The organism is Mariniphaga sp., from assembly GCF_041687215.1.
Taxonomy (GTDB): domain Bacteria; phylum Bacteroidota; class Bacteroidia; order Bacteroidales; family Prolixibacteraceae; genus Mariniphaga.
Genome location: NZ_JAWLCI010000010.1, coordinates 49509 through 71497, shown reverse-complemented (window position 1 = coordinate 71497; position 21989 = coordinate 49509). Strand labels below are relative to the sequence as shown.

At 40.9% G+C, this 21989-nt stretch carries 13 protein-coding genes; 6 read left to right on the top strand and 7 right to left on the bottom strand.

Annotation, left to right across the window (positions count from 1 at the left end):
• Positions 1-255: 255 nt before the first annotated feature.
• The 3 genes from ACESMA_RS06090 to ACESMA_RS06080 all read right to left on the bottom strand — a co-directional run bounded on the left by ACESMA_RS06090 (position 256) and on the right by ACESMA_RS06080 (position 4907).
• A complete protein-coding gene (locus tag ACESMA_RS06090) occupies positions 256-807 on the bottom strand; it encodes a helix-turn-helix domain-containing protein (RefSeq protein WP_372947890.1) in 552 nt (183 codons plus the stop codon).
• A gap of 89 nt (positions 808-896) precedes the next feature.
• Positions 897-2705 (bottom strand): SLC13 family permease, encoded by a 1809-nt coding sequence (locus tag ACESMA_RS06085; RefSeq protein WP_372947889.1) that lies wholly within the window; start codon positions 2703-2705, stop codon positions 897-899.
• A 120-nt stretch (positions 2706-2825) separates the two neighbouring features.
• Complete coding sequence (locus tag ACESMA_RS06080; RefSeq protein WP_372947888.1) at positions 2826-4907, bottom strand: ATP-binding protein; 2082 nt, start codon at positions 4905-4907, stop codon at positions 2826-2828.
• Positions 4908-5159: 252 nt separating this feature from the next.
• On the opposite strand from ACESMA_RS06080, the gene pruA reads away from it, so the two are divergent.
• From pruA to ACESMA_RS06065, 3 genes are all read left to right on the top strand, one after another.
• A complete protein-coding gene (pruA, locus tag ACESMA_RS06075) occupies positions 5160-6797 on the top strand; it encodes an L-glutamate gamma-semialdehyde dehydrogenase (RefSeq protein ID WP_372947887.1) in 1638 nt (545 codons plus the stop codon).
• A 104-nt stretch (positions 6798-6901) separates the two neighbouring features.
• Positions 6902-7213: an FtsB family cell division protein gene (locus ACESMA_RS06070; protein WP_372947886.1), complete on the top strand. Its 312-nt coding sequence runs from the start codon at positions 6902-6904 to the stop codon at positions 7211-7213.
• An 88-nt stretch (positions 7214-7301) separates the two neighbouring features.
• The gene (locus ACESMA_RS06065; protein WP_372947885.1) at positions 7302-7892 is read left to right on the top strand and encodes a YqgE/AlgH family protein; all 591 of its coding nucleotides are present in this window, start codon (positions 7302-7304) and stop codon (positions 7890-7892) included.
• Here the strand turns inward: ACESMA_RS06065 and ACESMA_RS06060 are convergent.
• The 3 genes from ACESMA_RS06060 to ACESMA_RS06050 are packed head-to-tail and all read right to left on the bottom strand — an operon-like array spanning position 7882 to position 14769.
• Positions 7882-8706, bottom strand: coding sequence for an aminotransferase class IV (locus tag ACESMA_RS06060; RefSeq protein WP_372947884.1), 825 nt, complete (start codon positions 8704-8706; stop codon positions 7882-7884). The genes ACESMA_RS06065 and ACESMA_RS06060 overlap by 11 nt on opposite strands.
• Positions 8707-8714: 8 nt before the next feature.
• A complete protein-coding gene (locus tag ACESMA_RS06055; RefSeq protein ID WP_372947883.1) occupies positions 8715-12929 on the bottom strand; it encodes a translocation/assembly module TamB domain-containing protein in 4215 nt (1404 codons plus the stop codon).
• Position 12930: 1 nt separating this feature from the next.
• The gene (locus tag ACESMA_RS06050) at positions 12931-14769 is read right to left on the bottom strand and encodes an outer membrane protein assembly factor (RefSeq protein WP_372947882.1); all 1839 of its coding nucleotides are present in this window, start codon (positions 14767-14769) and stop codon (positions 12931-12933) included.
• Between the two features lie 718 nt (positions 14770-15487).
• On the opposite strand from ACESMA_RS06050, the gene ACESMA_RS06045 reads away from it, so the two are divergent.
• The 3 genes from ACESMA_RS06045 (at position 15488) to ACESMA_RS06035 (ending at position 18797) form a co-directional block, all read left to right on the top strand.
• Entirely contained in the window at positions 15488-15847 is a 360-nt protein-coding gene (locus ACESMA_RS06045; RefSeq protein WP_372947881.1) for a transposase, read from the top strand.
• A 32-nt stretch (positions 15848-15879) separates the two neighbouring features.
• Positions 15880-16218 carry a hypothetical protein gene (locus tag ACESMA_RS06040; protein WP_372947880.1) on the top strand — a complete coding sequence of 113 codons (339 nt, stop codon included), beginning with the start codon at positions 15880-15882 and terminating at the stop codon, positions 16216-16218.
• An 83-nt stretch (positions 16219-16301) separates the two neighbouring features.
• A complete protein-coding gene (locus ACESMA_RS06035; RefSeq protein ID WP_372947879.1) occupies positions 16302-18797 on the top strand; it encodes an endonuclease MutS2 in 2496 nt (831 codons plus the stop codon).
• Positions 18798-18801: 4 nt separating this feature from the next.
• On the opposite strand, the gene ACESMA_RS06030 is transcribed toward ACESMA_RS06035, so the two are convergent.
• Positions 18802-21903 carry an eIF2A-related protein gene (locus ACESMA_RS06030; RefSeq protein WP_372947878.1) on the bottom strand — a complete coding sequence of 1034 codons (3102 nt, stop codon included), beginning with the start codon at positions 21901-21903 and terminating at the stop codon, positions 18802-18804.
• Between the last annotated feature and the right edge of the window lie 86 nt (positions 21904-21989).

Sequence of the window (21989 nt, the reverse complement as noted above, 5' to 3'; positions counted from 1 at the left end):
AAGATTTTGCTGAATAACCCCCTTTTTACTGAGCAATTTTTTCAACAGCGAAAGTACCTTATTCAATTTAAATATTGAAGCTGTGCTTAATATTTGTTAAGCATAAATAAAAAAGTTAATGAATACTTAATTATTTTAAAAGGTGCATAACATCAGTTTAACATTACGTGATGTACAATTGTTTTTTAATGTCAAAATGGATAATTGATTGTTGAGGGGCGAAAAAACCGTAAGAAAGAACCGAAAATACTGTTGTTAGTTTTCAGGCGGTGTAACAACCCAGATAATTTGTGAGTTTTTTTTCGAAACATTACGCACAGAATGCGACCGGGCCGAATTGAAATAGAAACTGTCGTTTTTCTCAAGCAGAAATATTTTTTCATCTAATGTAAATTCTATTTTTCCTTCCAAAACAAAGCAAAATTCCTGGCCCGGGTGATTTTTCATGATTCCCTCTGCATTTGAGCCGGTTTCAAATTCAATTAAAAAGGTATCCATTTGTTTGCCGTTTCCATGGTTCGAGAGAAGAAAAAGTGAGGTGCCCGAATGGTTTTTCTCAACAAAACTTTTTTCTCTGAACTTTACCAAAGGGTTGTTTGTTAGAATTTCGTTTTCTCCAATTAGCTCACCAACAGTGGTGTACAGGCTGTCAGCTATTGATTTTAATGTGATAACCGAAGGAAATGCCTTTGCTTTTTCGATTTGCGACAATGCACTTGAACTAATGTTTACTTTTTTAGCCAGTTCGTTTAACTTCATGTGCAAACTTTCTCTTTTACTTTTTATTCTTTCACCTAAACGTTTCATGGTGCGATTTTTTTCTGGTATGAAAATCAGTAATTTTTTTCAGTGCAGACAAAAATAAAGTAATGTTTAATATTTTTAATAATACTTACTTAAAAGTTCCAAAAAAGAGGAATAAATATCAACGAAAGAATAAAGGCAAGAATATTGAGCGGAAATCCAATTTTCACGTAATCAATGAATTTGTAACCGCCAATGGCCTGCACAATCAGATTGGTTTGATATCCGATTGGGGTTGAAAAACTTGCTGATGCCGCAATGGCAATGGCAACAAAAAATGGTTTGGGATCTACATTTAATTGTTGTGCGGCAGCAAACGCGATGGGAAAAACCAGGGCTGCGGCGGCGTTGTTTGTAATTATTTCGGTAAAAATGGAAGTAATGATATACATGGCTGCCAATACTCCGATGGGGCCAAGGCCGCGTGAAAAATTAATTGTTGTACGGGCAAGTGATTCGGCAGCACCTGAATTTTGCAACGCTTTACTCAGGGCAAATGAGCAGGCAATGGTAATCAGCACATCCCAGCTAATATATTTGGTGTACTTTTGGTGGGGCATAATTTTCAGCCAGATAAGAAGCACTGCAGCCAGGATGGAAAAGAAAAACATGTCAAAAGTAAGGCCGGCAGGTGATTCGGAATACTGACCAACTGTTGCGCCAATAATCATGACCAAAAGAATAATAAAAGCCAGCCATTTTTTCCAGAATGTGCCCGTACTGCGGTAATCGCGGATATAGGAAGTGAGGTAAAATATTTTTGATTCGCCCCAGTTTTGTATGAATTTATCGGTGGTAAGCAACACCAGATTATCTCCTGATTTAATTTTCAGTTTATTGAGATTGGATGTTATACGTTCACCATTTCTGTGAATGGCTAAAACCACAGCCTGATAATGATCAAAGAAATTGAACTCGGGAATGGTTTTTCCTATTCCGGGAAAACGCGGTGAAACAACTGCCTCGTATTGTTTAAGTTTTTCTTTGGGAATATTTTTGATGAGGTTAAATCCGCTTAGTATAATATTTTCATTGGCCAGAATGTAGTTCAACCGGTCCGATTTTCCAGCCAACAGAAGTTTGTCGCCTGCCTGAATGGTGTGAGGACCTTTATTGGTTTTAATCACTTTGCTGTCCCGTTCAATACATTTCACAAAAAGCTTATTCAACACTTTCAGCCTGCCATTTTTAATTTCCACGCCGGCAAGGTTACTGTTTTCAGGAACAACAACATCGTAATAATAATCTTTAAATTCGGCTGAACTTTTTGAATTAAAATGTATTTTTTTGCCCGGTAGCAACCTGTTTCCGGCAATGGCCAGGTAAATAGTACCAATTATGGCTATCACCAATCCTACTTTCCCCAACTCAAACATTCCAAACCCCGGAAGACCGTTGTCAATCATTAATCCATGAAGCACGAGGTTGGTTGAAGTACCAATTAACGTACATGTACCGCCCAGAATGGTGGCATAGGAGAGAGGAATAAGAAATTTTTTGGGCGAAAGGTTTAATTTTTCAGCCCACCTTTTAATTATTGGAGCAAAAATAATTACAACCGGCGTGTTATTCAGAAATGCAGATAAAACCGAAACGGGAAGCATGATTCGTGGAATCAGGAAAACCATTCTTCCTCTTTTTCGCGGGAGATAGGTTTGAGCCAGCCTGTTCAGTATTCCCGACTGGCGAATTCCTTCGCTGACCAGGAAAAGTACACCAACGGTTATCATTCCTTTGTTGGAAAAACCAGACAGTAATTCTTTGCTTGAAATAATGCCGGTTGACATTAAAACAACAGCAGATGAAAAGAAAACCAATCCGGGGCGCATGACTTCTTTTGCAAGCGCAACAATGGTCAAAACCACCACTGCCAGTACAATATAACCTTCGAGGGTTAACAAACTGTAAATGGATTTTTATAGCCTCTCATTCCTAAATTTGCTGCTGTTAGTAGCAGTCAAAACTAAATATAAAATTGAATCCTTCAAAAAAAGACGGGGAAATAAATATTTCAGTTCAACTCAGCTAACCACCCTTAAATAGCCTTGTCCTTCTTTAAAAGGAAGGGCAAACCAAAAGGTAGTTCCTTTACCGGGTGTTGATTCGAGTTTTAACTCGCCTCCCAAAAGCTGAACATAGTGCTGGGCAATGGGAAGTCCGATTCCCGAGCCGGATGTCATATCGTTGATTTCATTTCTTACCCGGTAAAACCGGCTGAAAATATTCTCAGTTTCTTCAGGAGGAATGCCAATTCCTGTATCGGAGATCCTAAATTTTATTGCATCGGTTCCCAGCATCTCGTAACCCAGTAAGACTTCTCCATGGCGGGTGTATTTTATGGCATTGTCAACCAAAATCTGAAGGGTTTCCAAAAGGAGTCGCCGGTCGGTTACGAAACCAAATGACGGGTTGGGCACATCCAAATCCAGGATCATTTTTACCTGTCTTCCATCGGGAATAAGTGTTCGGTAGCGATTGTAAGTATCGCGCACAAGAGCGTTAACCGGGCAAAAGTTCATAGAAATATCCACCGAATCAGTTTCAATTTTCGACAGGTGAATGGTGTTGTCAATCATGTTCAGCAACTGGGTACCGTTTTGCGAAATGGCATCAGAAAGTTCTAAGCGCTCTGAGCTTCCCAAACCACCTTCGGCGAGCATGCGGGTAAAATTGGTAATAATGTTCAGTGGTGTACGAATTTCGTGCGACAGATTGGCCAAAAAGGCTGATTTCAGGCGATCGCTTTCTTCGGCTTTCTTTTTGGCCCGTTCCAGATTAAATTCTGCAGTTTTACGCCGGGTAATGTCTCGCGCTACTGAAATAACCGATTTTGAATTAAGTTTCGCCAAACGCATTTCAAACAAATAAGTTCCGTTTGGCGTGGCAAGCGAATATTCAATGGTTTCTATGGAATTATTTTTCAGGCTCGAATGAATGCACTTTAATATTTTTTCTGCCATGTTTTGCGGAAAACCAACATCAAAAATTGTACTTCCAATAATATTGGCGTCATCGAGTTTGTACAGGTCACTTTCTTTCACCACAAAATCTTCGTAGGTTCCGTCTTTCCCAATAACAAAAAACATATCGGGAATGGCTTCCAGTAATACTTTGTAGCGTCTTTTGCTGTTTTCTAGTTCAGCCAGTTTTTTCTTTTCTTTCGTAAAATCCTCAAGAATTACATAAAATCTGTTATAGTCTGGTTTAAGAATGTGTATTTTAAACCAAAGATCAAGTTTCGATGCATGATATTCTTTGGTTTTATGGTTTTCAAAAAGTATAAGTTTGTTTAGGTCGAAATGATCACGCAAAACCAGTTCAAAAATATAGTTGGCTTCCTGTTCTTTTACTTCATATAATTGAATGTTGAAAAATGATTCAAAAGCGTTATTTACTTTTTCTATTTTCAACTGAACTACGTTTCCTTCTTCGTCGCGAACTGCTTTTATTTCAGCCACCGGAAAGCCAGTTTCCCGCACAACCTTTGAAATTCCCTGACGGGTCGATTTCAGATTTTCGGTTAGTTTTTCCACAATTCGGGAATATTTTCTTCTGAGAAAAAAACCGGCAGCAACAATTAAAAGGAAAGTAACCAGAGGATGAGGAAGTAAAATACTGGAGCCGGTAAAGAATCCAAAAAATTGATTGGCCTTTAGTAATTGAAAAAACAAGGTAAAAGCTGATAGAATTGAATAAAGAACAATTTTAGTTTCCGATTCAGCAAAATAAAAAAGGAAAAAGGCTCCTGCCAAAAGCCATCCAACCGATTGGTAAACCGTGTCGGCAGGTTGCGGATGAATGGAAAAATCGGAAATAAAATAGGCATAAACAAAAAGGGGAACAGCAAAAATAGTATTTAAAGCGCAGTTAATTTTTGAATTTAAAAGACACGTAAGCGCAAGCACAGGAATGAGTATTAGCCCGATGTCGCAAATCAAACAAAAGCTACCGCTGCCGGCCGTTAATTTTATTATTAAGTTAACAAGGGTTGCCACACCCAAAATTGCAACAGCAATAAAAAGTTCAAAAAGCTTTTTTTTGTTCTCAGCAGAACTTTCGGGCCACAGCTTTTCTGTAATAATATGGTAAAAAGGTTTGTTCAACGCTATAAAAATAAAGATAATGGCATAATATCAATTACATTTTAAAATAAATTTAAGTTACAAAGTTCTGATGAATTTCGAATTTAAAAATATGACTTTTGTTTCGTTTTTATTTTGTTTTTGTGTAAGTATCTAAATGTCAGAATTTTGTTTTAGTTTGTTTTTAATTCCAAATGATTTTTGTTATGATTTTGATGGACTTGAATTTTTAGTTTTGCATAAAGAAATGGTGAAATTTAAAAACTATTGAATATGCCAAAAGGAATTTTTAATGTGCCTGTAGCGAAAAATGAACCTGTTTTAAGCTATGCTCCCGGTTCTCCTGAGAGAATTGAAGTAAAAAAAATGCTGGAAGAGCTTCGTTCAAAAGAAGTTGAACTTCCAATGGTAATTGGTGGTAAAGATGTATTTACCGACAGAAAGATAAGAATGGTTCCTCCACATGAAATAAGCCATACATTGGGGTATTACAACCAGGGCGATGCCAGTCATGTTGAAATGGCCATTGATGCAGCGCTTGAAGCGCGTGAGAAATGGGCCAATCTTTCGTGGCAGCACCGGGCTTCCATTTTTCTGAAAGCTGCCGATTTGTTGGCAGGTCCGTACCGGGCAAAAATAAATGCTGCTTCTATGCTTGGGCAGTCGAAAAATGTTTTTCAGGCTGAAATTGATGCCGCCTGTGAACTGGCAGATTTTTACCGGTTTGGAGTGAAGGCCATGATTGATATTTACAAAATGCAACCCGAGTCGGCTCCCGGAATCTGGAACTACAATGAGTTCCGCCCTCTGGAAGGATTTGTTTTCGCGCTCACTCCGTTTAACTTTACTTCCATTGCAGGCAACCTGCCTGTGGCTCCCGCTTTAATGGGAAATGTTTCGGTTTGGAAACCATCTAAAACCGCTGTTTATTCTGCCGGTGTAATTATGGAAGTACTGCGCGAAGCCGGCCTGCCTGACGGAGTAATTAACCTGGTTTTTGCCTCAGGACCGGTTACTGCCGATGTGGTTTTAACCCATCCTGATTTTGCCGGAATTCATTTCACCGGAAGCACCGAAGTGTTTCAGAGTATTTGGAAAACCATCGGAAACAACATTTACAAATACAAAACCTATCCGCGAATTGTTGGGGAAACCGGCGGTAAAGATTTCATTTTTGCAGATAACACCGTTAATATTCCTGAACTTACCACTGCAATTGTTCGTGGCGGATTCGAATACCAGGGACAAAAATGTTCAGCCGCATCAAGGGTTTATGTGCCAAAAAGCATTTGGCCAAAACTTAAACAGCAGTTGGGCGATATGCTTGCCACTGTTAAAATGGGTCCACCCGAAGATTTTACCAATTTTATAAATGCTGTAATTGATGAATCTTCATTTGATAAACTAAAAGGTTTTATTGACAGGGCACGCGAAGACAAAGATGCAGAAGTTATTTTTGGCGGTAAATGCGACAAAACGACTGGCTATTTTATTGAGCCAACAATTATTCAAGCCAAAAAACCTGATTATGTTACCATGCAGGAAGAATTGTTTGGTCCGGTTTTAACCATTTATGTGTATCCTGACGAGAAAATGGATGCAACCCTGGATATACTCGATAAAACTTCAATATATGCGCTTACTGGTGCAGTTTTCTCGCAAGACCGCTACAACATTGAAAAAATTACCAATCGGCTGACCAATGCTGCTGGTAATTTTTATATCAACGATAAGCCCACAGGCGCTGTTGTTGGCCAGCAGCCATTTGGCGGAGCGCGTGGCTCAGGAACAAACGACAAAGCCGGTTCAGTTTTCAATTTCCTGCGTTGGGTTTCCATTCGCACCATCAAGGAAAATTTTGTTCCGCCAACTAATTATTTATATCCGAATTTTTTACCGGATGAAGCGTAATTAGAAGTTAACGGAAGAGTGTTTATAAAAAGAGGGACGAAATAATTTGTCCCTCTTTTTTTTGCTTTCTTTTTGTGTTACTTTTGAATGTGAAAGAAACAGCTATGGCAAACGAAAAGCAACATAAAAATAAGTGGAGTAAAGTATTGAAAAACAAATACTTTATTGCATCAGTCCTGTTTTTGGCCTGGATTGTTTTTTTCGACGAAAACAGTTTTGTTTCGCATGCCGAAAATAAACAGCGGCTGAACGAACTGAATAAACAAAAGGAATATTACCTGGATCGCATTGAGGAGGATAAACAAAAACTGGAAGACCTGAATGCCGGCAAGCAAGAACTGGAAAAATTTGCCCGCGAACAATATTACATGAGCAAACCCGATGAAGATTTGTTTATTGTAATTGAAGAAGATTAATTGCCTGTAAAAAAAATCGCATAATTTTTGTAAAGTATAGATCAACTGTTTGATGGATAGTTGTATTTTTATTATATTGCTTTTTAGTATGAAAAACAATTTAGACATATTCAGAATTCAAACCAATAATGTGGCACCGCAAAAAGGCCGGATTTTAATTGCCGAGCCGTTTTTGCCGGGCAATTATTTTAATCGGTCGGTTATTCTTTTAGTTGCTTTTAGCGACAAAGGTGCCGTCGGATTTATTTTGAATAAAAAGGTAGAATTGGCTATTCACGATATTCTTCCCGGTTTTCCCGAATTTAATGCCGATGTTTACCTTGGAGGACCAGTTGCTACAGATTCCATTTATTTTATCCACAGGTTGGGGAAAAAACTTCCCGGCAGCATTCATGTTTTGGGAAATTTATATTGGGGTGGTGATTTTGATGTTCTGAAACAACAAATTTCTGCCGGAATTATTCCACCAACCGACATCCGATTTTTTGTGGGGTACTCAGGTTGGGATTCAGGTCAGCTTGAAAGGGAAATAAAAGAGGATTCGTGGCTGGTTACCGATGTGGACGAGGAAACCGTAATGCAGGATTTACATCAGGAATCGTGGACCGAATTTGTTAAAAAAGCAGGTTCCCGCTATTCCGTCTGGGAAAATTTTCCGGAAAATCCGGCTATGAATTAAGTTTGATTTTGTCTTTCAAAACCTCATAAATTTTTTTTGAAAAATAGTGGAGAAACCGTTTGTTTCCGATACCCAGAATCCATTGAATACCTGCATTTTCTGATGCCAAAAATATTTCATCCATTTCAAAAATTTTCGATTCTTCAATCCTGGTAATTTCCGAAACATTCAAACCTTCCAGTTTTGCTGATTTCAATACAAAAGACCGTAACACATCTTCGTAACAACCTGTTGCAAGAGAAGGGGTAATCAGTTCATTTTCCTTTATCAAAAAAATATTGGCATGGGCACATTCGCAAACAGAATGGTTTTCGTTCAGAAATATAACCTGCTGAAGCGTACTGTGATGTATTTCTGAAAGACCTGTCTGCCAAAGCATTTCATTAAAAAAGGGAAACCGGTTGAAAGGATTTTGCGATAGTTTTTTTTGGATTGAAAAAGTAGCCAGTAATCCGGCTTCAGCAAACGGAAAATCGAATTCCTGAAAAGCACTGGCTGTAATAAGGGTTTGAACCTTATTCTTATTCCGGAATAATTGAAAATAAACATATCCGGAGCGATAGAATTTATTTTTGTTCAACATGCGTTTGGTAATCCGAAACAGTTCCCCTGGGTTTTCAAATTCTTTTGGGAAAGGCAATTTAAGCGCTTCTGCTTGTTTTTTTATCTGTTCAATGTTTTCTGAAAAAAACGGAATGCCACCGTAACCGTACCAAATTTTTTGCGAAAGTCTGAAATTTGATTCCGTAAGGATTTGATTCAGATTTATTTCATCGGTTTTGGCTACTTTGCCATTTGCAATCAGAAATTCCATGATAACGGTTATTTGGAGTCAAATTTAAAAATTACATCGAAACCACTGGCTCTCGACGAATTGTTCAGTTCCAAAAACAGAAAACGAAACAGTTCATATTCCAGCTTAACCTCATATTTTACCATGTCTTTTTCATGGGTTTCACCAAATCGTTGTTCGTAGCTTACAAACAGGTCGTTGGTAATGTATTTTCCCACCACTACCGTTGCATTGTCAAATCCTCCGTCGCTTTTCACCTCGATGTAATCCACCGCAAGTTTTTCACCCAAAAAGTTGGTGAGCTGTGAGGTGAGAATTGAAGCTGCAGCCCTTCCGGCCAGGCTTCCACCTCCGGCACCGTCCATGTTGTCCTGCTCGTCGATGGTGAGTTCGTTCATGCTTTTACCAAATAAAATATATGAAATGGCATCGCCTTCACTTATTGAGCTTCCGTCGAGCTGGAAATTTACTTCGGGCGATTCGGCTGTTCCTCTGACGTTTACCGAGAGGTTCTGTTCAACCCGCTGCGGATTGCGGAATGCGTACGATGCCGTGATGTCCATGTTTGGCATCATGTCTTCGCCACCCTGAAAACTGATGGCGCCTTCATCAATCACAAATGTTTTGCCCAGCAAATCGTATTGTCCGCGCACAACGTCCACCGCGCCAAACAATTCGAAAAAGTCAAAGTTTTTTCGCAATTCCACATCACCCGAAATTTCAATGTACATGTCATCGTTTTTAATCCATGTATTTCTTGGGATACGAATGCGCAGATTTCCTTTAAAATTGTCAAAATAATCAAGCCTGACTGTGTCTGAATCAACTGGTTGATTTTCTGAGAGAAACAGCGTATCGTTTATTTGTTCCGTTTTTTCAAGTTCCTCTACCAGAATTGGTTTGGGAAGATCGGGAACATAAATGCGGCCCAACATGCGTAAAACGGTTGGAATAAATATTTCGGCGCGGGGAATGGTAATGTCGCCGCCATAAACCACTTCTCCTTTTTTACCTCCAAACGTTGCACTTCCGTTCATTTGCATGTTAAACTGGCGGTGATTAAATGGTTGAAAGCGATTAAATTTCAGGGTAATTTCTGACTGGCTGATGTCACCCTTGTATAAATCCGAAACAAAATCCATTTGTCCGGAACCTGTTAAACTTCCGTCGCTGCTTCTCACCAAAAGATTTTCTACCCGAACTTTATCCCGTAAAAAGTTTAGGTTCAGCCCAACGTTTTTGTAGTCAATTCCAAATTCGCGTATTTCCACCGAAGCATCCCGCAGCCTGATGTTTCCTTCCGGATTGGGTGATTCAACTGTGCCCGAAAGGTTTAAATCACCTTCAATAAATCCGCCGATATTGGCGTCCGGATTCATGGCCTGCACAAGTTCAAGCGATAATTTTTCAAGAATTACCCTGCCTTTCACCGAATCTTTGGGACTGAACCCGAATTTTAGGGAATCGGGATAAAAGCGAAGCGGAATTTCAGCCCGGGCTTCCAGTTTGCCGCTGTCTTGCGGAACCACATTTAAACCTGCCGAAAACAGATTATCATCGTAATTCAGGTCGCCTTCGAATTGCAAAAACCGGTATCCACTGAACTCTGCTTCATTAAAGGCAAATTTCCCTTCCATTTCCGGATTTTCAAAAGTGCCTGCAAAATCCAGTTCCGCTTCAAAAATACCGGCGATTTGGTCAATAAATCCCATTTCTTCCAGTAGGGTCATCGAAATTTTACCGATGTTTATTTTGCCTGTAACCGGGTCATTCATGTTGAACACAACGTTCATGCTGTCTGCGTTAATTTCCAAAGGAAAAGCAGCCGACATTTCAATTCTGCCACTATCGTTGGGAGCCACAAGTGTTTCCATAACGAAACGGTTACCAGCATATTCCATTTTTCCGGTGATGTCTTTTAGCTTGAACTTGTCAAATCCTGGCTCTGTAAACGAAAACCGGGAATTCAGTAAAAGGGAATCGGTTTTTCCTTTTAAATCGATTTCAAGTCCGAAAAGTCCGGTAACCGGTTGTTCAAGTTCTAAAAGCTGCATCACATTTTCCAGGTTTAATCCGCTGATTTCGAGATGAAAATCCTGTTCATTCGTCAGATTGATTACTCCGTTTGCAGCAATAAACTGTTCCTGTTCCTGGTGGTTTGAAACCATATTGAAGTTTTCTATTCGGTAATTCTGTGCATCCAGTTCAATAATTGCCGGTGGTTGTTTCAGCGCCCATTTCTGGTTTTTATAGTCCACTTTCCAGTCCGAAAGGCTTATTTTCAGTGGATCTGCCGGTATTATTCCGGCTTCAATTTGAGTGGTTAATTCGCGCGCCGCCAGTTTTGCTGTAAGAATCAGCGAATCAGTATTTCCAATGGCATGTGTTGTCACCGAGTCAATAAGCAGTTCGCCTGTTTGAATTTTTTGTGCAACCACTCGGGCATCAAAGAGGGTATCAGCAGAAGTAATTTGTCCCGTTGCATTCAGGTTGAGTTTTGCCATCGTAATTTCTCCGTACATGCTGGAATCCAGTTCGGCAGTGGTTTCCAGTGACAGATTATTGGGACGACCCCAAAGTCTGGCCCTGATTGTTCCGTTGGTTTCCAGGCTGCTGTCTGGCAGGTAGGCATAAAATTCTTCCAGTCCGGAAATTGTTGCCTGAAGTTGTAGATCAGACTGCCCGGTAAAACTGTAATTACCACTTGCTGTCAGCAGTGCCGATTGGGTTTTGGTACGCAGTGTATCCACTTTCAGGTTTTGATTTCGGTATGCTACCTTTGTAACCAATGTATCTATTTGAATGTGTTGAAAGCGGGAACCCAGCATGTTCATCCGGGCAGAGACTGAAATTTTTTCAGGATCGAATTCTTTTCCATTAATGCTGGCTGTTAGATTGAGGTTGGAATTTAAATCATCAATTCCTGTGAGCCTTTCCAAATCCAGGTTTTTGGCTGAAAATCCTATGGTGTAAGTTGGAATATCAAACAGGTTTTGTACCGACGGATTCAGTTTGAAACTTCCGAACTGGCCGTTTCCCTGCATTAGTCCGGCAAGGTTTCCATTGTTTAAACTGAGGTCGAAAGTGATTTTGTCGAGTTGTTTGTGCTGAATTACCCAGTTGTTTAATTCCCCTTTTAGCGCAATTTCTGCAGTTTTGGGATCTATTCCTTGTCCGTTTACAGAAAGATTTCCGTTTAACGTATAGGGCAAATCCGTCATTCCCAGCCAATGAACGAGATTCACATCTGAAAAATTTCCTTCCAGTGAATACGAGAGGATAGTTTCTTCTGAATTGAAGAGGAAATCGGCCAAATTGCCGGAAGCAGCCTGAAGAATGATTTGCTGGTTTTGATCTTCCAGTTGGATTGATACACGTGCCTTATTTTCCTCCATGCCAGCCTGCAGTTTAATGTTGGGAGTTGTCGGAAACTTCAGGTATGGCAGAAAATAGTTGAATTCGGAAAGGTTCAGTTCAGGAATTTCAATATGGGCATTTCCTGCCTGTTGTTCCGGTGAAAATCCGGCCTCTCCGCTAATTTGATTGATGCCCGTTTCGATTTTGAAATTTTGCAGTTCGATGAATTCATTGTTTTGTGAAAGGCCAAATTCAAGGCGCTTCAGGTTGAAATCAGGATTTCGGGTGGAAAATGAAAACTGTTTCAGTTGCGCTTGCTGTTCATTTTCAAACCAAAAAACCGAAAGCTCTGTGTTCAGTTTTTCAATCCGTTGGGGAATGATGGTGTCAGTTGTTTCGGTTCGGATAATTCCGTTTACCAACCTGAAAAGGGGTAGTTTTATATTGAAATTTCCTGAACTTTCTGGTTCAGTGTCCGATTTTTCCGCCACGGTTTTTACAATCTGCTGAACATTCCAAACCGAATCGTTTACCTGTTTCAGAAAAAACCGGGGGTGGATAATTTCGGCGAATTGAATATCGAGGGTATTTCGCAAAAGCGGCCAAAGATTATACCCGGCCTTTATTTCATCAATTTGTGCCAGTGTGTCCGGTCCCATGGTTACCATCACATTCTGAATGGAAATACTGCTAAAAAAGTTGCCCTCAATTTTTCCGACAGAAAGGTTTCCGTTGATGATTTTGTTCACCTGCGTTTCGGCAATCCGGGCAATTTTTCGTTTGGCTGGTTCGGTTTGAATGAGCAGGCCGGCAAGCATTACCAAAAGCAGGATTCCCAGGATAATTGATCCCGGAATAACCAAACCGTATTTAATTCCTCCCTTCATATTAAAATGCCTGTCCTACACTGATGAAAAACTGCGGGCTTCTTTTCTCGTTCCATAATGGAACGCCAACATCAAAACGCACCGGGCCGATGGGCGTTTCAAGGCGCAAACCCGAACCGGCAGCGTATGCAAGGTTATTAAAATCGTACGACCATGATTTCTCCCAAACGTTTCCTGCCTCGAAAAAGGCCACCAGACTCAACCGCCAAACCAACGGATACCGAATTTCAAAGTTGCTTTCGAAAATACTTTTTCCACCCTGTGGTGTTCCGCTTTCCCGTTTAGGCCCCAGTTCGGAACGGTTCCAGCCCCGAATGGAATTGCTTCCTCCGGAATAAAACCTGTCTTCAACTGGAATAAATTTGCTGCTGTCGGCAGAACTGATTCCGCCGGCCATAAACCGAAAAGCCAGCACAAAATCGCCTATGTCCTGATAGGTTCTGACATCGCCCCAAAGCCGTGAGTAGTTAAAATTACTGCCAAAAATGTGTCCGTTTATCTTGTAGTTTATTGACAGGTTAAAGCCATTCACCGGTGAGAAGGTTGGTGCGGAATTATTGAAAACACCACTAAGCAAAATCCCGGATTTGTTGTAGAGGAATTTGCTGCTTTCCATGTTCAGAAACTCAGAATCGCCGGCTTCAATTCGCTGCTGCACGTTTTCGAGATAGTAAGTTATTTTTCCGGTTGTTGACGGCGAAAATTGGTAGGTGAGGGGAATGTTCACCCCAAAAGTGCGCGTATTGTAACCGGGTTCTTTGTTTCTTATTAGAAACGGATTAACCGAAATGGTGCTGTTAAAACCGAGAAACCGGGGCTGAATCCAGCGTAATCGTGCCGAATAGGGTTCCAGAGCCGAATGTTTCAGGTAAAGGTTTATCCGGCGGGCGCCACCCAAAAATCCGCGGTAATTCAAATCAAGGAAAGTCCGGAACTTGTCTTCGGTGCCGTAACCCACTCCAAACCGGGTTGTTATCCGAGGCGCTTCTTCAATGTATATATTTACCGGAATCGGGCTTTTTTGTATTTGGGGTTCCCGTTCGGGCAAAACAGAAACCACCCGGAACAACTGCAAACTATACAAATTCTGCCGGGTTCTGTCAAGTAAAGATTTATCGTATAAATCGCCCTCTTTGTACTTTAGCTGCTTTCGGATAAACTCTTCGGAAACGTTTTTGTTTCCTGAAATTTGAGTTTCACCCAAATAGGATACCGGACCGGGTTGAACTGTATAGCGGATGCCGGTTGTTAGTTTTTCCGGTTTAAAATGAAGACTGTAATCGGCAACAGAGTAAGCGTAACCCAGGTTTCGGAAAGCATCTTCTATAAAACGGGTATCCTGCTTCAGCGCTTCATCACGGAACCGCTTGCCTTCTTTCAATTCTAATTTTCCTGAAATTTTCCTGAAAAGCGAATCCGCATCCAGGTTCTCGGAACTGTTTGCGATAATCAATGACAGACTATCGGCAACAACAGGTTCTCCTTCAGTGATTTCAATGATGATTTTTACCATTTGCTTTTTCTCGTTTACAAGCAAAGGCTGAAGTGCGGTTTGAACATTTAAAAAACCTTCAGTCTGGTATATTCGCTTTAGGCGCTCCAGGTCAAGATCCATGAGTTCCTGACTATATAAAAAAGGTTCTTTTTTTGTGAATTTTTTTTCGATCCATGAAACTTCTTTTAAAGCCATTTTTTCGAGCAGGAAATCTTTTTTAAGGGTTTTGTTCCCTTTAAAATCAACTTGTCTGACTTCAAAATTTTCCTGCGCCTGCAATAAACGCGGAGAAAGAATGCAGGAAAGAAGAAAAATTGTTATGGCTACAAGTTTTTTATGGCGCATCCATCTGTTTCTGTAAATTCTGTTAAAACTTAATCCGAATTCCGGTTTTAAAGTTAGCTGTGCATGTAATATAAACGGTACTTACACCCAATTGTTTTTTTAGTAAACACTCACAAAGTTATTTTAAATTTTGTGATAGCTGCTTAAGGACCGTATTTTAGAAACTCATCCGGTCATTGTCTGTTCAGGTTTTGTGGTTGTAAGATCAGCAGATGCATTGTTCATAAAATTGGATGCCAAAATAAGAGTGAAAAACGATACAATCTTTGTAACATGCTGTGGGGCTCCCCAAAAATCAGATTACAAAACAATTATAAAGAATTGCCAGTCAATTTAGTCGCAAAAGGAATTAACCCAAAGATACCCCGGTTCAGTGATTATAAATTGGAATTCCAATTTAAATAATATTCACCCAAAAGAATACATCGTAAAAAATCTTAAATACCCATGATTTGCCCTGCAAAAAGCAGCTTTTTGGTTGCTTTTATGGTTTTATAAAATATACATTTTACATATCGTAAAGTGGATTTGACCAAAATTTTTTTATTGGATATTCTTCCAAAAATGCGCTGTAAATGAGTTTATGCTGAAATTAAGAGTCTCGATCCGAAGCCTTAAGTACGAAAAAAAGTCAACCTTATTTAGGCATGCACAGCTGTCCTCCCATGAAATAAGGTGACAAAAAGTTTAGTTGATAACTTCTTAAATTTGCCTTATTATGGGAAACAAAATTAGAAAAGTTCGTCAATTTAGCACAGACTTTAAGAAAGAGAAAGTTAAACAAATCGATGACGGCAAAATCACGGTCTTGCAGTTGTCACGGATTTATGAGGTTTCCAGCACAGCGATTTACAAGTGGATTCGCAAGTATTCGCGCTATGCGGGTCAGAATGAAAGAGTAGTTATACAGAAAGAGTCAGAACAGACCAAGACCTTTTGGCTTTTAAAGAAGGTTTCAGAGCTTGAACAACTTGTAGGACAAAAGCAGGTTGAAATAGAGTACCTTAAAAAGGTAATCGATTTTGGTTCAGAAATAACGGAAAAGGACATCAAAAAAAAGTTCGAATCCAGGTCCTGAACTGGTTCCGGGAGCACCGGGAAGAAACAGGCATGAAGATAGAAATGCTTTATCTCGTGGCAGGCATAAAACGGCAAGATTACTTTCGCCAGCAAAAAAGGCAGATAAAGCAAGCGTTCATTGAAACACGTACCATCGAAATGGTACAAGCTATAAGGGAACGACATCCGGTGATGGGAGCCCGTCCGATGTTCTATGCACTAAAAATAACCGGTATGGGAATCAATCGTTTTGAGCGGTTAATATCTGAATCGGGCCTTGGGATAGAACGAAAAAAGTTGTGGATTAAAACAACCAACAGCAACCACAATTATTTTAAGTACAGCAACCTGACCAACGGACTGGAGCTAACCTGTATTAATCAGTTGTAAAAGGACAAAGGACAAACCTGAAACTTGAAACTTGGAACTTGAAACTACATTCCCTACTTTTGCAGCGGTTTTAAAATGAAACAATGCAAAACATTTATCCGCCACATTTTGAAGAAAAGGTAGGTTTCGACCGCATTCGGGAGATGCTGCACAATAAATGCCTCAGCCCAATGGGTAGCGAATGGGTAGATGCCATGCATTTTCAGGATGATTTTGAAACCATTTCACAGCAGTTGGGCGAAGTAAATGAGTTTTGCCGTATCATTCGCGAGGTGGAAAATTTCCCATCGAGCCATTTTTACGATTTACGCAGCGCCTTGCAAAAAATTAAAATTGAAGGCCGTTTTCTGGAAGCAGAAGAGTTGTTTGATTTGAAACGCTCGCTGGAATCGGTGCGGGCCATTGTGCAGTTTTTCAAAAAGCAGGAAGAGGACATTTTTCCTTTGCTGAAAAAGAAAACAGAACGAGTACAGATTTTCCCTTACATTTACGATCGGATTGAGGCCATCATCAACAAATTCGGAAAAATACGCGACAATGCCTCACCCGAGCTGGCGCAAATCCGGAAAAGTATTTTGTCGCTGAACTCAAACATGTCGAAACGGTTACATGCTATTTTAAAACAGGCGCAAAAGGACGGACTGGTGGACGAAGATGCTTCGGTTTCTATCCGTGACGGGCGGGCTGTCATTCCCATTTCAGCCGGAAACAAACGCAAAATAAAAGGCATTGTTTACGACGAGTCGGGCACAGGCAAAACATCCTATGTGGAGCCCAACGAAATAGTGGAAATGAACAATGAAATCCGCGAACTGGAATATGCCGAACGCCGGGAAATTGTGCGCATCCTCACCGAATTTTCCAATGACATCCGACCATACCTCACCGACTTGCTTTACTCCTATGACTTTTTAGGCAAAATTGATTTTATCCGTTCCAAAGCCTTGCTGGCTGTGGAATTCAACGCCATTCGGCCTGAGTTGCAGAAAGCGCCGCTGGTTCAGTGGCAAAAGGCAGTTCACCCGCTTTTGCAGCAGGCGCTGAAACGTGAAAACCGAAAAATCGTTCCGCTCAATATTCACCTCGAAGAAAAAAATCATATCCTGCTTATTTCAGGTCCAAATGCCGGTGGAAAATCGGTATGCCTGAAAACTGTTGGATTGCTTCAATACATGCTGCAGTGCGGACTGCTTATACCGGTAAACGAAGCCAGTAAAACCGGTATTTTCCGGCAACTTTTTATCGATATTGGTGACGAGCAGTCCCTGGAAAACGACCTGAGCACCTATAGTTCGCACCTGATGAACATGAAACATTTTGTAAAAAACAGCAACGAAAACACGCTGGTGCTTATCGATGAATTCGGAACCGGCACCGAGCCCATGCTGGGCGGCGCCATTGCCGAAGCCATACTCGACGAGTTGAATCAATTGCGGGCGTTTGGCGTGATTACTACGCACTACACCAACCTGAAACATTTTGCCTCGTCAGCCGAAGGAATTGTGAACGGTGCCATGTTGTACGATTCCCAAAATATGAACCCGCTGTTTCAACTTGAAATTGGCAAACCCGGAAGTTCCTTTGCATTTGAGATTGCACGAAAAATCGGGCTTCCCGAAGAAATTCTGGAAAAGGCCACTGAAAAAGTGGGGAAAAAACATATTGACTTTGACCGCAACCTTCGCAAAATAAACCGCGACAAAAGGTACTGGGAAATCAAGCGGGATAAAATCAGAAAGGTCGAAAAGATCCTCGATAACATGGCCGTTAATTATGAAACCGAGCTGAAGGAAACCCAAAAACAGCGAAAAGAAATTCTGAAAAAAGCACGGGAGGATGCTGAAGTTTTGCTTGCCGGCGTGAACAAACGAATTGAAAATACCATCCTCGAAATAAAACAAGCGCAGGCCGAAAAAGAAAAAACCAAACAGGCAAGGACAAAACTGGGAAAACTGAAAAGTGAGATAGAAAAAAATACCTCCGAAAATGATGCAGGCATTGAAGCAAAAATGGAGAAACTTCGGCGGCGTGAAAAAAAACGAAATCAGAAACGGCCTTCAGATTCAAAAAAAGAAATCAGCAAAAAGAAACCGGAAAAACCCGTTGAATTAAAACCCGGAGATAAGGTTCGAATTATTGGCCAGCAAACCACTGGAGATTTAATTGAACTGAACGATAAAAATGCAGTGGTGGCATTCGGGCAGCTCATCACCACCCTGCCCCGCAAGCAGGTGGAACGACTGAGTAACAACGAGGCAAAAAAAGTTGAAAAAAGTTCCCGGTCAGGGGCAGGAACCCGGTTGTTAAGCAATTATTCTGAACGGCGGCTAACCTTCAAACCCGAAATCGACATTCGCGGACAACGGGCAGAGGAAGCTATTCCCAAAATTCAGGAATTTATTGATGAAGCTATCATGTTTGAAGTGGCGGAGTTACGTATTTTACATGGCAAAGGGCATGGCATTCTAAAAGAAACCATCAGAAGCTATTTGCGTACAGAACCCATGGTGCGCAATTTTAAAGACGAACATGTAGATTTTGGAGGCGCCGGAATTACCATTGTTCATTTGGCTTTGTAAAAAACTACCATCCGGGAACGAAATTCAACCCGAAATTTTTATTTTGCCAGCCGCCATTCTGGAACGGAATCGCAAAGTAAGGTTCCAAAATCATGTAACCCAAAACATTTACCCGAACCGATACGCCGGTGCTAAAAACAGGAACACGTTGGTTAAATGCAGCTTCAGCCCAGGTGATTTTCGGCTTGTCACCTGCGCTCCAGGCCAAACCTCCATCAAAAAACAAATTCAAGTCAGTCAGAAAATATTTTGACCCGAACAGTGCAAGTCTTTTGGGACCAGTCATGGGTACGCGCAATTCGGCATTAACCACTGCTACCCTGCTGCCGCTTAAATGAGAGTAATTCAGTGAATTAAAACCTATTGTGTTGTCGCCCGGGTTTCCGTAAAACGATAAATTTTCATAGCCCCGAATCAGCCAGGGATATCCCAGGTAGATTGGTGAAACAATGTCAGTTTCCGAACCTTTTCCATACCTCCCGTAATGGTAAAACCGAAAAGCCAGGGTAACCGGATTGATAAAAGAATATTGCCGGTAATCCACAAGGCCGGTAAAAAAATTCACGGCGCCAAAATACTTCTCTAACTGGTATCGTGTGCGCTGGCCACGCATGGGCGAAGTCATTCCAAAATACGAATTATCGGTTACATAAGCCAAATCAATTTTCTGGTAATTGTTTCCGTCGGGCGCCGGCATTCGTTCTTTGCTGTAGGCCACCGGATATCCAAAATCGTCGTAATAATTATGATACCGGTCTATTCGGTAATAATACCACGAGGTAGATACACCTGCCTCAAACCTTCGTGTTTGCGAAAGTGCATGGTAAGTAAAAAAGGAAATGTTGTCTTCAAACATACGAATGTAATCCAGCACCAAATCGGTAACCGGAACCTCGTAAGTCTCGTCATCATCTTTCGATTTGAAAATCAGCGTATCGCGTCTGAAAAACATATCACCGGCGCGGTATGGAATATGTGAAGCAGTGACTCCCCAGTTGAACTTTCGGGTTTGATTCACATAGGCAACCTGCCCTCCAAAATCATAAATTTCGCCATTCAGGGCAAGAATAGAATAAAGCTGGTTATTCCCAACCATGTCGCTGAAAATCATCGTCACGCTGCCTGCCATACTGTTCGTATTGTAACGTCCACCGGTGGAAATTCCAACCCCGGCAGTATTTGAAATGTAATCGAGCTTAAATTTCGGCCTGTAAGGAACTTTCTTAACTGAATCAGGAGGAAGCGTCAATTCATTATTCCATCGTTTGTAAAGTGCCGCATCAACAATATTGCTGTAATTATGGTTCAGCGGCGGCAAAGTTCCCGGTTCAAAATCAACACGTGTTTTATCCATTTCTTCAAAACGAAAATCGGCAGATGTGGCCGTATAAATTTCGTAACTGTTTTTATTGTAGTATGTGAAAGCAATCAGATCACGTCCAATGGCTGCACTCATGGCGGTAGAATAGGGAGTAAGACCACTGATGCCTGTTTTAAAACGGGTTAACCGGAATACTTTCTCTGATTCAAGATCATAAGCAAATAAATTTCTGAAACCATCGGCATTGGAAAGAAAATAGATGCTTTTGCCATCATGCGAAAAACGGGGATTCAGATTGTCTGCCCCGGGAAATACTTCCAGCTTCTGAATTTCCTGTGTTCTGATATCGATGATTTTCAAAATTGTACTGAACTTTTTTGCCTGGCGGTCTGCGTTCATTTCTTCGTCCACAAACACAATATAATTTCCATCGGGTGACCACGCCGGGTGAATTTTGGATGAAAAACCATCAGTCAGTTTCGTAATATTTCCGGTCCGGGTGTTGTAAATGAATAAATCGCCAATGCCTTCAACCAATCCTGAAAAAACAATGTGCCTGCCATCCGGCGACCATTCCGGATTGGAAAAAGAAGGAACATTGTCAAACTCAATTTCATCGGTAATTTTGGCACGTTTCACATCCACAATCGCTAGTTTGTTTTTTCCTTTCTGAAAAATGACAAAAGCAAATTTTTTGCTGTCGGGCGACCACGTGCCTGCCGACTCATTAAAACTAAAATCATCAATTTCATGGTTGCGGGTAATGCTCGAAAGTTTTTTGATAATCTTTCCTGTTTCAGCGTCAGCCAGAAACAGATCGAGGGTAAATACATCTTTTTCCGAAAAAAAAGCCAGATATTTCCCGTCGGGGCTAAGTGACGGCGACAAATTCATTCTTCCTGAGTTCTTTTCGGAAATGATTTTTTTGCCTGCAACATAAGTAACCGAATCTTCAATGTACTTATTGTAATAAGTTTCCATGGCATTTTTCCACAATCCTGAAAGCGTTTTGGCGTCAAAGCCAAGCAGCGAATCGAGCGCATTATCAAGGCCAAACCTGGCTGTTTGTGTAAAAATAGGAATGATGAGCGAATCGCCCCAGGTTTTGCCAATCATGGCCCAAAACGCATGGCCATAGCGATAAGGAAAGTATTTTGCTTCTGTTGACAGTTGTTTCAATGTAGGGAAATCGTTGTTCACCAGGGCATCCCGCATCCACATAGCTGTGTTGGGGTCCACGCTCCCAATGGAAAAATATTCTGCCATACCCTCAATCATCCAAAGCGGAATATTATTCAAAGAAGAGCCGCTAATGGAATCGGAATGCAGCAACCGGTTGAACTGAAAAGCGTGAACCAGTTCATGCCCCAAAACATGGTCGGTTTGTGCCAATGTAGGTGCAACCGGCATTACCACCCTGTTTTTTAAAGCTTCAGTAACTCCTCCGGTGGTTGTACCAATAGTACCGCTAATGGCTGTAGTTTGCTGGAAGTCTGAATGATTGGTATATAGTATCAACGGGTTTTTATTTTGAAAGGTATCTTTAAAAACCTTCTGGTGCATAACATACCACTCTTCGGCCCATTCAGCAAATTGAGCAATAAATGTATCGTTTTTCAGGTAGTGATAAATTTCGAAATTTGGCGTATAAAGCGCATCGTATTTAAAAGTTCGGTAACTGGGCTTGTTCCGGCCAAAGTACTGGGAAAAAACATTCAGCGGCCAGAAAAGCAAATAACCCAACGACAACAACAGTATCATGAAATACTCTTTTTTCATTGTCATGCCCTCCGGTTTTCTGTCTGCCAAAATTCCAAATTACGACAGACAAATTATCGTTTCATTCATCTGTTCAACATTCTTACAAACAA